The organism is Amycolatopsis sp. NBC_00345 (assembly GCF_036116635.1).
Taxonomy (GTDB): Bacteria; Actinomycetota; Actinomycetes; order Mycobacteriales; family Pseudonocardiaceae; genus Amycolatopsis.
Genome location: NZ_CP107995.1, coordinates 4955975 through 4969025, shown reverse-complemented (window position 1 = coordinate 4969025; position 13051 = coordinate 4955975). Strand labels below are relative to the sequence as shown.

Below are 13051 nucleotides of genomic sequence, written 5' to 3'. Positions count from 1 at the left end.
ATTCCTTCGGCATCGGGAGGGCCGACTCCTCGGCGCGGCCCCGCGACCGAGCCGGCCCGCCGGGTCGCAGTCCGAACGGCCCGACGATCGGCCATGGCGCCGGAGCCCAGCCGACAGACAATGGCCCCCAGTAAGAGCCGCAGGGCGCACCTCGCAGGGCTCGAGGCCGGTTGCGGGCCACGGCGGTGCAGGTCGGCCGGTGAGTTGTTGCTACCGCGTCGGGGTAGGCAGTAACCGCGCCAGAGTGGACTGGGCCACCGTGGTGAGCATGTCGATGTCCATGCCGGTGCGCCCGAGCGCGATGAGGCCGAGCTGGGCGACGAGGGCCGCGCGGGCTGTCTCGGCGGGGTCGGCGCCGGGGTCGAGGTCGCCTTCGCGCTGGGCGCGCTCCAGTGCCGCGGTGAGGGTGGCGGCGATTGCGTCGTAGCTGCGGCGGGCCTCGGCAGCCACGTCCGGAGTGCTGGTGGCAAGCTCGGCGTTGCTGTTGGCCAGCAGGCAACCCCGGCGCGCAGTTGCTCCGGTCGGGTCCGCGGTCGAGCCGAGCACGAACTCGCGGACCAGGTCGATCCCCCGCGCCGCGGACACCAGACGCTCGCGCAGCATCAGCAGGTTCGCGTCGTCGTAGTCGCGCAGCACCCGCAGGAACAGGCTGCGTTTGTCCCCGAACGCCCCGTAAAGGCTGCCTTTGCCCAGCCCGCTCACGCGCAGCAGGCCGTCCATCGACGTCGCCGCGTACCCCTTGTCCCAGAACTCGTCGCGGATAGCGAGGACCACGCGATCTTCGTCGAACTCACGAGGTCGGGGCATGCCCCCACAGTACTGGTTCTGGACCGTATGGGCCACAATGCTGACAACGCCAGGTGGCCTCAGCGATCAATCGATGCCGGTTACGCCGCACGCCGATCGTCTTCTGGCGCGTCACCGCGTTCGACGGGTTCACCGTTCTTGAACGTCGTTCCGGCCAGGATGGGATTGGTGGTCCGCAGACGCAACCAGTGCTCGGCGGGATAGCGGTAGAAATCCAGCAACACATCGGCGTCGTAAATCTCTTGCATCGCCTTGATCGCGTTCGGGTGCGCCGATTTCGGCAGCGCGGCAAGCGCATTGGCTTGCTTATGAAACCAGTACCGCTGCTCCCGGGATTCGGGGAATACCTCCCGGATCGCCATCCGGAATCCGAGCGCCCCGTCCCCGATCGCCAGCGCGGTCATGCCGCGTCGTTTGCACGAACGCAACCTGGTCGACGAACTGCTCGATGTAGGCGGCAATCTCGGCGTGCAGAGCGGCGGCGAGCATCTGCGCCGGTCTTCTGACCGTGCAACGGAAAACGGGTCCTGCGAACTGCTTTCGCAGGACCCCTTTCCGCTGTGGCGCGCCGATACCTACGGGCACCAGGGGTGAAAGATCGACCGCCACGTCCTGCTGGACTGCCAACCGTCCGGGTGCGGCTGGGGCTTGGCGGTCAGCCGCCCTGGATCGCGTTCGCCGCGTAGGTCCCGATGGCGGCCATGCCGGTCTTGTTCGGGTGCAGCGGGGCCGCGATCGAGGTCGGGATCAGGCCCTCGAACCACTTCGTCCACGGTGCCGCGCACATGTCGTGGCCGACGCTGGGCGGGCGGATGTCGATGAACTTCGCGCCGTGCACGGCCGCCTCGAGGGCGAGCATGGTGTCGAGCCGCCCGATGGTGTCCTGGATGTAGTTGGCGTCCTCGGCCGTCACGGGAATGCCGGGCCAGCACCCGTTGTGGGGGAAGTAGGTCCCGTAGCCGACGACGTAGACTTTCGCGTTCGGCGCGCGGGTCTTGATCTGGTCGATCAGCTCGCCCCACCGCGGTGCGAAGGCGCCGATCTTTTCGGCCAGCTGGTCGTGCCCGCCGGCGGTGAGCCGGTCCGCGCAGGACGGGTTGAGGACGCAGGAGACCACGGTGGCGGCCACACCGATGTCGTTCGCGCCGATGGTCAGGGTGACCGTGCCGGTGTTCGTGGTGAGTGCGTCCAGCTGTGGGGCGACCGGGCCCTTGGAGGTCTGCTGGGGTGCGGTCATGTCCGCGGTCGCGGCGCTGGAACAGGTGACGTCGGCCAGGTCAAGGCCGAGCTGGCTCGCGACGGCGTGCGGGTAGTCGGCCAGGCTGCGCAGGCAGCCGGGGGACGAGTCGTCCACCGGGAGCACGAACGGGCCTGCCGCGGCGGAGTCGCCCAACGCCACGTAGCCGGGCGTTTCCGCGGTGGCGGTCCCCGCCGTCGCGGTGAACACCGCCGTCACGGCCAGTGCGACGAGCCAGCTTCGTCTCGCTCTGAGTTTCACGTAATCCTCCATGATGGGGTGGAAACCTTGAGTCCGTGACATCATCGGCCGCTTCTGGGCTCCCGGACGCTGGGAATGCACGCAGGAAACAGAGGCGGAGCTTGTGACCGGACACAAAGAACGGCCTTGGGTTTTGAACGGGACGCCGGTGCACCGCTTGCTGGCGGATCTGGCGCCGGGCATGGCGTCCCGGGTACTGGACCGGATCAAGAACGACGTCGCCGACTACCGGCGGCTGCCCCCGGAACAGCTGGCCGGGGACATCACCGCGATCACGCGCCACGTCGTGCGCGCGTTCGCGCGGAGCCTGCGCGAAGGCAGGCCGCTCAGCGACAACGAGCTCGCCCAGCTGACCGCTTCCGCCGCGCGCCGGGCCGAGGAGGGCATTCCGCTGGACGCCGTGTTCGGGGCATACCACGCCGGCGTCCGGGAGATCTTCGCTGTATTGGCCGCTGAAGCGGGCGACGGCGACGTCGCCGCTGTCAGTGCGACGGCGGACCAAGTGCTCGGCTTCCTCGGCTCGATCATCAAGGCGGTCGCCGTCGGCTACGTCGACGAGTTGCGCACCAAACTCGGCCAGGAACACGACGATCGGCGCACGCTGCTTTCGGTGTTGCTCGGCGCCGAGCCCGGCGCGCGGGCGGCCGGGATCACCCCAGCCGAGCGGTATCTCGTGCTCACGGTCGAACTGGGCCGCCATCCGGACGAAGGCACCGAGACCGTCGACGCCGCCATCGCGGTACGCCGCAAGCTTCGCCGGTTCGTCGCCACCTTCGAGCAAGTGTGTGCCGAACCGGTGCTCGCCGCGATGGAGGGGACCGGTGGGCTGGTGCTGTTGCCGCTCTCGGCCCCGGCCGACCGGCCTGAACTGTCCGAAGTGGACTGGAAGGGCTGGGACGCGGTGGTGGCGCGTGCGGGCCGTTCGGCCGGGGCGCCGGTGACCGCCGCCGCGGAAGCCGTCGCCGCCGCGGACATTCCCGGGGCGGCCACCAGGACCGCCGAGGTACTCGACGTGGTGGGCTGGTTCGGCCGGGAACCCGGGCTGTACCGGGTCGACGACCTGCTCGTGGAGTACCAGCTCACCCGGCCGGGCCCGGCCCGCGACCGGCTCGCGGCGCTGCTGGAGCCGCTGGACGCCCATCCCGTTCTGCTGGCCACGCTGGAGTGCTACCTGGCCCAGCAGGTCAACCGCCGCCGCACCGCGGCCGTGCTCCACGTCCACCCGAACACCGTCGACTACCGGCTACGGCGCGTGCACCAGCTCACCGGCATCGACCCGCTTCAGCCGACAGGCCTGCCCCGCGTGATCGCGGCCGTCGCCGCCCGCCTGGCCTCGGCCGGAACGAGCGGCCGGGGCGCCGGGATCGCGGTCTCTTGACGCGACAGCCGGACGAGCGGCCCGAAGCCCTACCCGGCTGGGCCGCATCCCCATTCCGGAGCGCCACCGCACACCACGGCGGAAACGGATCCACGGTCGCCGCGATGCTGTCCGGGGGCGTGTTCCATCGCTACCTCGACTGCCGCGTCCGGCGCCGAGCTGATCGGACGGGCGTGTGCTTGACCCCCGGCAGGGCTGACACTCGACACCCCCCCCGGCGGAATCGGCTGGAGTTGTCGGATCCGGGCCGCGTCGTTCGTAGCCAGGGTGAGGCCGCCCATGAGGGCGCGGTCACGACCACGAGAGAGGCCGACCGATGTCGCACCCACAGGCCAAGGTCCACCGTATGTTCGAGTTCGTCGAGGCGATCGGCACCCTCGCCTTCTCCGAGATGCCGAACGAGGAGTTCCTGGCCCTCGGCATGCGTAACTACTGGGACGGATACTTCGCGGGCCGGGCGGCGCCGCTGGGGCTGGCACCGGCCGAGGTGGTGCACGCGGTCTTCTACAACTTCGCCGACGGCGAGGTGGCGCGCCACATCCCGTGGGTCTGGGGGAAGACCACCCCGGCGGAGGCGATCGCCGTGCGCGAGCGGGGTAGCGCCGCCGCGCTGCGGCAGCTGATCGGGGACCTCGCCGATTCCCCCGGCCTGGTGCGGGTCGCCGACCTCGCCACCCGGGCAGCGGTCAGCGCGCCGATCGAGGGCCGGGTGCTGTACGCCGGGCTCCGGGCGCTCGACGTGCCCGAGGAGCCGGTGGCCAGGATCTGGCACGCGGCGACGCTTCTGCGAGAGCACCGCGGGGACGGCCACAACGCCGCCCTCGTCGCCCACGGCATCGGCGGCACCGAGGCTCACGTCCTCTTCGCGCTCGCCCTCGGAATGCGGGCGGAGGAGTTCGGCCGGGTCCAGCACTTGCCCAAGGCACAGCTGGCTGCTGTCGTCGACGGGCTGCGTGGCCGCGGCCTCGTCGACGCCGCCGGCGGGTTCACCGCCGCCGGCCGCGAGACCAGGGAGCGGATCGAGGCCCTCACCGACGAACTGGCGGCGCCGGCGTACGACGTGCTCAGCGCGGACGAACTCGACGAGCTGATCACGGGGCTCGAGCCGATCGCCGCCGCGGCATCGACCGTCGACGACTGAACGGGCGCTGCGGGAACGTGCCGCCACGGCCGCTGGTAGCTGCAGCCGTGTGCTGGCTCCGGCGAGAGGCTGATGACGTCCGCCGCAGGCTTGGGTGGGGTGGCCGCGGGTAACAGTCGCGGCCCCCGGTCCGGCCAGTCCGTTACGAGCCACCGGAATCGTCCGTCTGGCCGGTCGGTGCTGGTCCGGTCGGCGTCGGAATTCCGGTGATCGTTGTTCCCGCCCTTTTGTTACCTGGTGTCCGATGTTGTGGCGGGTGATGATGGTCTCGCTGGTCTGCTGTAGACCGTTCCATTACCTTTGCTTTATCCGCGTTCGGCGATTCCGCCGGCGGTCCCGGGGAGGGGAACCGATGCGTAAACGCTTTCTCATGTCTGCGGTCTGTTTGTCGATGGCGGTTGCGCTGGGCTCGGTCGTGTCGCCGTCGGCGGCGCTGGCCGCCACCGTCAGCGTGAAGGATTTCACTGCGGACAAGGTCTGGGTGCAGTATCTGGCGTTGAACGATCCGCGGTCCGTGGTGCGGATCGCTGCCTGGCAGGCGTTGCTGTCCAGTGCGCCGGAGGCAGCTGTCCGGCAGTTCAAGGACTCCGGTTACGACTACGCGGTCACGCTGTCCGCGCAGAAGAAGGCCCGTGACGCCGACTTCGCCAAGCGGGTGCTGGCGACCTATCCGGCGGAGTTCTCGCCTGAGGTGCATGCCGCGGCGCAGGACGCGGTGAACAGTCGTGATGACGCCGACCGTGAGCGTTTCGCGAACGGCGGATTCGAGGCGGCCAAGCAGCGGGACAGCGCGGCCCGTGAGGTCAAGGGTGAACAGGCGAAGGCGCTCGCCGAGGGCGACCGGAAATTTGTCCGCGACCTTGCTGTGAACGACCCCGGTGAGCAGGTGCGGGTGAGCGCTTCCTACGCCGTCCGCGTCGGCTCGACGGACAGTGACGTCGTCGACTTCTTCGCCAACGGCTGGGCGTTCGGCGCCAAGCTTGACCTTGACACGCACCGTTTGCGTAGCGCCGACGACGAAATACGCTGGCGGGCAACACTTTCCGGGCTGCTGAGTGACGCGGCCGCCGCCGAGCAAGCCGCGCGGGACGCTTCCGGTGACCTCGCCGAAAAGGCCCGCGCCGCCGCGGTGCGGGCCTGGCAGGCGGTCGGCGAGCAGACCACGCCGGCCCGCTCGTACTGGGGTGAGGCCCAGCTCCTCGCTGACCGCCAGGCGGCGAACTGGGCGTCGGTGCTGGCCGCGGCGAATGCGGCGAGCGGCCCGAACTGGGCCGCGATTGTCGGGCCCGCGCAGGCGAGCCAGGCCGTGTGGACCGAGGAGGGCAAGGTCGCCGCGCAGCAGGCCGAGTACTGGACCGCGCTGCTGCAGCAGGCCCTCGATGGTGAGCAGCGCGTCCGCGCCACCGCCTGAGCACACAGCACTGAGCACCGAGCACTGAGCAACGAGCGCTGAGTACTTCACGTGTGCCTTCGTCGCACTCGAAAACAGGGGGATGAGTTGAAGCACGTCCGAAGACTGTTGGTGGTCTTCCTCGCGTTCGCGGTGTTCGCGGGGCTGGTCCAGCCCATCGCGGCACTCGCGGTGCCGGTCCGGCCCGCCGCTGCGGCTGACGCGCCGGGTGACAGTCCGGCCCGGCCGATGCCGCCCGATCCGCACCAGGAGTGGGATGGGTCTTCGGGGGTGCCGGATTGGGGTGACCCGCGGTTGCGTCAGATCGTGGTGGACAACGCCGAGCTGGCTGAGGACCAGGAGGTTCGCGACGCCGCGGCGGCGGCGCTCGCGGCCGGCACCAATGCGGCCGTCATGGACTTCCTCAACCGAGGGAACGCCGAGGCGAAGGCGCGGGCCCAGGCCCGTAAGGACGAGGTCGCGCGGGCGGAGCTGGCGCAGGTGCAGGCGTTGCGCGGCACCGGTGGCCCGTATCTCAGGGCCGAGGTCGAGCGGGTGCTCGCGGGAAGTGCGTCGGACCGGAGGCTGTTCCTGGCTTACGGGAAGGACATCGCGAACCAGCGTGACGCCGACACGGTCAAGGGCGCGCAGGACGTACGTGACCGTGACCGCGCCCGGGTGCAGATGCTTGTCGGGGCGGTGGGTCCCGCGGTGCAGCGCGCCGCGCAGTCCGCTTTGGACAGTGGCGACGCGGCTATTGCCGAGTTCCTCAAGACCGGGTACCTGGCGGCGGCGAAGGTCGACGCGGACGCGCGGGAACAGCAGATCAAGGACGAGGAGGCCCGCACCAAGGCCGCCGAGGAACTCTCGGACCTCGCGCGCAAGGCCGCCCGGGCCGCCCAGGCCCGCCGCGATCTTCTGGTGGCGCACGGGAACGGTGTGCGAGCGCTGGAGAAGTCGTCGAACGCGCTGATCTCGGCGGGGAACGAGGCCCGCAAGGCCGCGCAGATCCTGGCCGCGAACACCGCGGGCGGTCAGCACCCGGCGGACGCGTTCGACCGGCAGAAGGAGGAGGTCACCCGCCAGCTCGGCTATGCCCGGCAGGCGGCGACAGAGGCGCAGCGGGCGGCTGATTCCGCCCAGGTTCAGGCCGGAGTGCTGGTCGAGACCGGGCTGACCTACGGCACCCAGTGGGCGCAGATGGCCACCGGCATGGCGGACGCCGCCCAGGCCGCGGCGAGTGCGTCGGAGACCGCGCAGCACGCGATCGACGCGACCGCGTTCACCGATCAGGCCCGTGACGCGCAGGAGAAGGCGCAGCGGCACGCGGAAGAAGCGCACCAGTGGCGTCTGCACGCCGAAGAGCACGCGAAGGCGGCGGCGCAGATCGCTGAGGCCGCGCGGGTGCAGGCGGAGGCGGCCAAGGACGCGGCGGCGCGGACGAAATCGGCACGTCAAGCCGCGGAGGCGGCCGAGGCGCAGGCGTGGGCGGCGGCCGAGCGGACGCGCACCGCGCGAGTCACCGCGGAGCGCGAGGCCGCCAATGCGGCGGCGGCGCGGGCGACGGCCGAACGCGAGCGCGCGGCCGCTGCGGCCGCCCGGACGCGGGCCGATCAGCAGGCCGCGGTCGCGCACTCGGCGCGGGCGGAGGCGGACCGGCAGGCCGGGATCGCGTCGGCGGCCCGGGGTATCGCCGATGGTGCGAACGGGCGGGCGGCGGACGCGGAAGGCCGCGCGCGTGGCGAGGAGAAGAACGCGGCGGACGCGCGGGACCGGGCGTACCAGGCTGAACGCGATCAGCGCGCGGCCGAGGCCCGCGCGGCGGCGACGGACGCGATGGCCGCGGCGGCGCGCGGTGGGCAGTACGCGAAGCCGGCGCAGGACGCGGCGGATGAGGCTCGTGGCGCGGCGGTGACCGCTCGTGGCGCGGCGGGGGCGGCGCGGGGTGCGGCGAACACCGCGACCGGTGCGGCGGCCGGTGCCCGTGCGGCGGCGACCGAGGCTGGTGCGCACGCGGCCCGGTCCCGGGCCGCGGCCCAGCAGGCGGCCGCTGCGGCGGCGCGGGCGAACGCGGCGGCGAACCAGGCCGAGGCCGAAGCGGCCGCGACCCATGCGGCGCGGTTGAAGGCCGATTCGGCGGCGTCGGATGCGACCTTCTCGGAGGCGCAGGCGGCCGAGGCCGCGCGTAACGCCGTGTCGCTGGCGGAGCGGGCCGCGTCGGAAGCGGTGCAGGCGGTCCGGTCGGCGGAGCGGACCAAGGCCGAGGCGGACGCGGCGGCGGCCGAGTCAGTGTCGGCGGCCACCCAGGCCGGGTTGGCGGTGCAGGCCTCGGTCGCGGCCAGGTCCTCGGCGCAGGCGATCACCGATCCGGCGAACACCGCGATCACGGTCGTCGCACCGTTCAGCGGCGGGGACGTCGACGCCGACTTCGTGTTGCTGGTGGCGAACCAGGCCAAGGCCGTCGGCGCGGAGCAGGCCGCGGCCGCGCAGCAGCGCGCGACCGAGGCTCTCGAGGCGGCGCGGTTGGCGCAGGAGGCCGCTGATCGGGCGGCGGGCGAGGTGAAGCCGGCGTTCGACGCTTCGGCTGCTGCGGCTCGTTCGTCTGCTGCCGCGGCGAAGTCGGCCGCGGAAGCGCAGCAGGCGGCGGCGGACGCGGCCGTCGATGGTGCCGCGGCTCGCGCGGCCGCGTCACGGGCGGCGCAGGCCGACGCACAGGCGCACGAGGACGCGGTCAAGGCGCGCATGGCAGCGAACGCGGCGAGCAACGACGCGGCGATCGCTGGTAAGGCGGCGTCGTCGGCGGAACATGAAGCCGCCGCGGCCCGCGCTGCGGCAGGCCGGGCCGAATCCGACGCGGCGGCGGCGCGGGGTGCGGCGAGCCGGGCGGAATCCGACGCGTCCGCCGCGGAAACGGCGGCGGCGGAAGCCCAGACCCACGCGGACAACACTGCCGAGGCCGCCCGCAATGCCATGCAGAGCGCGGTCGACGCCGGCCACGCAGCCGACCGCGCCGAACAAGCCGAACGTGACCGCCAAGCCGCCGAACGGGCCAAGCAGGCGGCTGGTTCCGGGACAGCTGATCCCGGGATCAGTGACGAAGAAGAGGAGATGATCCTCTATTCGGAGGGTGGCGACGAACTTGTCCAGCAGTACAAGGACGCACTGGGCGCGGCGAACAAGGGGATCGTCGACTTCATCAAGGAGAACGGCGCGGACGTCCTTCTGGAGCTCATCGGCGTCAAGGACGCCCAGCGTTGCTTCGGCGAAGGCGACATAGTCAGTTGCTTGTGGACGGTGGTGAACGTCGGATCACTGCTCGCATTGGTCGCGAAGATTCCGCAGGTCGGCGCGGCGATAGTCAAGATCGGTGGCGGGGTCACCAAGTTCCTTGAGACGTCAGCGGCAGGTACCAAGATTCTCGAGAAAACGCGAGATCTACTCGAGAAGTTGCGGGTCATCTGCAACTGTTTCCCTGCTGGGACGATGGTGGCGACAGCATCTGGCGAGAAACCGATCGAACATATCAAGGTGGGAGACCGGGTCTGGGCGAGAGATCTTGCCACCGGGCATTCGCAGCTGCGTGGTGTCGTGGGCTTGTTCAACAAGCATGCCGACGAACTGTTGACGATCACCGTCGGTGCGACCACCCTCGAGGTCACTCCGCAACACCCCTTCTGGGTGGTCGGCCGTGGCTGGGTCACTGCCGGTGACCTGCGGCTGGGGGAACGTCTCCAGTCTCTGAGGGCCGATCAGCCGGTGATCGCGTCGATCACCCGGCGTGACGTGCAGACCACGGTCTACAATTTCGAGGTCGAAGGTGACCACAACTACTACATCACCGATGCCCAGCTTCTGGTACACAACTGCTCGGTCAACCAGATGAACCAGAAAATCTATAAAGGTAGCGCGCCGAGCGGCGTCGTCCGGGTGGACAAGCCAAAGATCCCTAATGAGCAGACCCACGTCCACTTCTCCGACAAAACCGCACTGAACAAGGATGGGACGTGGAAGCATGATGGTGATGCTGAAGGTCCCGGAAAGCTGACGAACGCGCAGAAGAAATGGCTGAAGGAGTGTGGATGGAAAATTCCGCCGGACGCGTAAGTGAAACAGTGACCGCTTGGCTGGCCGCTGTCGCGGATATGAGAGATCCCATCAACTCCAGACACTTCGATGAGCTGGGTATAGAAGACTGGAAGAGTCCTCCCGCCGCCGAGGTTCCCGGGCGTTGGCTGGAGCTGATCGACTTTGCTGTATCCGTGCTGGAAGCCAGAGAAGTACGCGGTATGACGGTCGGATTGATCGCCTCGTTGAAGCTTCGTGACACAGTTCCAGCGTCGATGAACTGGGAACGTTCCTGGGAATTCATCACCGCGTCTTTGCATGATTCCGAACCACCGTCGTTGTATGTCTTTCGCTCGAGTTCTTTGCGGGAATGGGAACTTGATACGGAGGAGCATCGTTTTCCTTTGCCCGGTGAGTCTGCAGTCGACCATGCGTTCGTGCGGTACTGGCGAGATGCTGACGAAATTGCAGCCGGTGAGGAGTACACAGGTGCTGTCTACCTGCTGCGGGCGCTAGGAGATGGTGCGGAGTCTTGACTCTGCAGGGCGCGTGCTGGTCACGCGCCCCGACCAACTTGAGGAATTCAGAGGGGGAATGAGAGTGTCTGTTATGGGCAAGAAGAGACCCGGCCGGCTGGGCCGGGCGGTGGTCACCGCCACCGCGGCCAGCCTGCTCATCGGGTTGGGGGCGCCGCTGGCGTCGGCCGCGACCCCGCTGCCGGTGCCGCCGGTGGAGGCGTTGACGGAGGCGCCCGCCGGCCCGGCCGTGACCGCTCCTCCGGAGGCCACTCCGGAGGAGAAGGTCAACGCGGTCCGGTCGCTCGGGCTGGACATCGACAACAGTTGGCTCGTGTTGCGTGACCGTGACTTCGTTTTCAAGATCTTCGACACCGCCGACGCGCTGCGTTTCCCGTTGGTCAAGGAGGGTGCGCTTCAGGCGTACCGCGACGGTGACACCGCTTCGACGCTGTTCATCCGGTCCGGGGTCACGGACCTCGCCGGGCGCGATCGTGACAACTACGCGCGCGGGCAGGTGGAACGCGATCAGGCCCGGCGGCTGAAGCAGAGCGCGGCCGCGCTCCTTGCCATGCCGGTCACCGACCAGCAGCTCGACCTCGGCTATCGCGACTTCATCTACGAGCTGTGGCACTTCGTCACCGGCTACCCGAAGGTGAAGGCCGCCGCGCTGGAGGCGTTCGATGCGCCCGAGGCCGACCAGAAGATTTTCCTTGCCAGCGGCCTGCTCGCCGCCAAGCGGCAGGACCAGGTGGACGCGGCCAACGCCGACAAGGACCGCACCGAGGCGGAGAAGGCGCGGCTCGCCGCCCGGGCCGCGCGGCAGGACGCGGCCACCGTCGTCGGCCTGCAGACCACCGACGTGATGCTCGACCTCGCCGACGACTTCTTCATCCGCAAGCTGCTGGAGAAGGCCGTCACCGGGTCGCAGGTGGCCGTCGCCGGCCAGGCCGCGCTGAACAGCGCGAACCCGGCGGACTGGAAGGCCTACATCGCCACCGGCATCTACACCGCGCGCGACCGCGATGTCACGATCGAGAACGAGAAGAAGGCCGCGGAGAACCGGCGGGTCGTGCGGGAGATCAAGGCCCGCGCCGAGAACGGCGGTCTGCGGCCCCGCCTGGTCGCGGCCGCCGCGGCGGCCCTCGCCGGTTCCGACCGGGACGTCGAGACCTTCCTGCAGACCGGCCAGGACGCCGTGCCGACGCAGTCGCTCGAATCGACCACGCCGGGCGTCCGCGGCTCGTACGTCACCAGCAACGGCGGCAACACCTACATCGTCTGGGGCGACCCCGGCACCCAGAGCACCTCGAAGCTGACCGGCGCCACCTGGAAGATCAAGGACGGCCTGGCCGACCCGAACTGCTTCTCGCTGGAGTCCACCCAGTCCGAGGGCAGCTACCTGCGCGCCGACGGCGACATCGTGAAGCTCGCCGCCAGCGACGGCGGCACCCCGTTCAAGAACGACGCCACCTGGTGCTCCAGCCCCGGCAAGTCGGGCACCGGCGTTTCGCTGGAGTCCTATTCGCACCGCGGCCACTTCCTGCGCCACTGGGGCGGCCAGGTCTACGCCGCCACCAGCGCCGACGACGTCAGCTACAACACCAGCCGGCTGTTCCCCGAGGACACCACCTGGTCCGTCGTCGACCCGGACCCGGAGGTGACCACGCCGATCTCCTCACGCTGGAAGAACGACGACACCCTCCGGGCCACCCTGGGTGCCCCAGCCGCGCCCGAGGTGTACGACGCCTTCAACGGCGGCGTCCGTTACCGCGACTACGCCAACGGCCGGATGTACTGGAGTTCCGCGGCCGGTGCGCACGCGGTCACCGGTGCGGCGCTGGAGAAGTACAAGAGCGTCGGCGAGTACCGCTGGCAACTGCCGACAACCGACACCACGCCCACGCCGAACGTCACGGGCAGCTTCACCCACGTACAGAACGGCGGCTCGATCTACTGGTCGCCCGCCACCGGCGCGCACCTGGTCTACGGCGCGATCCGCGTTCGCTGGGCGCAGCTCGACTGGGAGCGGTCCTACCTCGGCTTCCCCACCTCGGACGAAGTCCAGGCCGGTGCCCTGCGCCGCGGCACCTTCCAGCACGGCAACATCGACCACGACCCGGCGACTGGCCAGACCCGGGACTATCGGGTCTGACCCGGCAATACGGAACCGGGGCCACCCCGCCGCGCGGGGTGGCCCCGGTTCGTTTCCTGGATCAGCGTCGGAATCATTTTCCGGGGATTCCGCGAGGTAACA

9 protein-coding genes and 1 pseudogene are annotated in these 13051 nt (G+C 69.9%); 7 read left to right on the top strand and 3 right to left on the bottom strand.

Features of this window, described 5'->3' with window-relative positions; all coding sequences use genetic code 11:
• Nucleotides 1–210: 210 nt before the first annotated feature.
• Both OG943_RS21995 and OG943_RS21990 read right to left on the bottom strand, forming a co-directional pair.
• Nucleotides 211–807 carry a TetR/AcrR family transcriptional regulator gene (locus OG943_RS21995; protein WP_328611675.1) on the bottom strand — a complete coding sequence of 199 codons (597 nt, stop codon included), beginning with the start codon at nt 805–807 and terminating at the stop codon, nt 211–213.
• Nucleotides 808–965: 158 nt separating this feature from the next.
• Nucleotides 966–1259, bottom strand: a pseudogene (locus tag OG943_RS21990) (transposase); the annotation flags it as partial.
• On the opposite strand from OG943_RS21990, the gene OG943_RS21985 reads away from it, so the two are divergent.
• Nucleotides 1222–1401 carry a hypothetical protein gene (locus OG943_RS21985; RefSeq protein ID WP_328612384.1) on the top strand — a complete coding sequence of 60 codons (180 nt, stop codon included), beginning with the start codon at nt 1222–1224 and terminating at the stop codon, nt 1399–1401. The pseudogene OG943_RS21990 and the gene OG943_RS21985 overlap by 38 nt on opposite strands.
• Nucleotides 1402–1462: 61 nt before the next feature.
• Here the strand turns inward: OG943_RS21985 and OG943_RS21980 are convergent, their stop codons facing one another.
• A complete protein-coding gene (locus tag OG943_RS21980; RefSeq protein WP_328611674.1) occupies nt 1463–2305 on the bottom strand; it encodes an SGNH/GDSL hydrolase family protein in 843 nt (280 codons plus the stop codon).
• 148 nt (nt 2306–2453) lie between these two features.
• On the opposite strand from OG943_RS21980, the gene OG943_RS21975 reads away from it, so the two are divergent.
• The 6 genes from OG943_RS21975 (at nt 2454) to OG943_RS21950 (ending at nt 12949) form a co-directional block, all read left to right on the top strand.
• Nucleotides 2454–3683 (top strand): PucR family transcriptional regulator, encoded by a 1230-nt coding sequence (locus OG943_RS21975; protein WP_328611673.1) that lies wholly within the window; start codon nt 2454–2456, stop codon nt 3681–3683.
• Between the two features lie 316 nt (nt 3684–3999).
• A complete protein-coding gene (locus tag OG943_RS21970; protein ID WP_442874756.1) occupies nt 4000–4824 on the top strand; it encodes a MarR family winged helix-turn-helix transcriptional regulator in 825 nt (274 codons plus the stop codon).
• A 244-nt stretch (nt 4825–5068) separates the two neighbouring features.
• Complete coding sequence (locus OG943_RS21965; protein ID WP_328611671.1) at nt 5069–6235, top strand: hypothetical protein; 1167 nt, start codon at nt 5069–5071, stop codon at nt 6233–6235.
• A 111-nt stretch (nt 6236–6346) separates the two neighbouring features.
• Nucleotides 6347–10318 carry a polymorphic toxin-type HINT domain-containing protein gene (locus OG943_RS21960; RefSeq protein WP_328611670.1) on the top strand — a complete coding sequence of 1324 codons (3972 nt, stop codon included), beginning with the start codon at nt 6347–6349 and terminating at the stop codon, nt 10316–10318.
• Complete coding sequence (locus OG943_RS21955) at nt 10294–10815, top strand: hypothetical protein (RefSeq protein WP_328611669.1); 522 nt, start codon at nt 10294–10296, stop codon at nt 10813–10815. Before OG943_RS21960 ends, OG943_RS21955 begins: the two co-directional genes overlap by 25 nt.
• 73 nt (nt 10816–10888) lie before the next feature.
• A complete protein-coding gene (locus OG943_RS21950; RefSeq protein WP_328611668.1) occupies nt 10889–12949 on the top strand; it encodes an AbfB domain-containing protein in 2061 nt (686 codons plus the stop codon).
• The last annotated feature ends 102 nt before the right edge of the window (nt 12950–13051 follow it).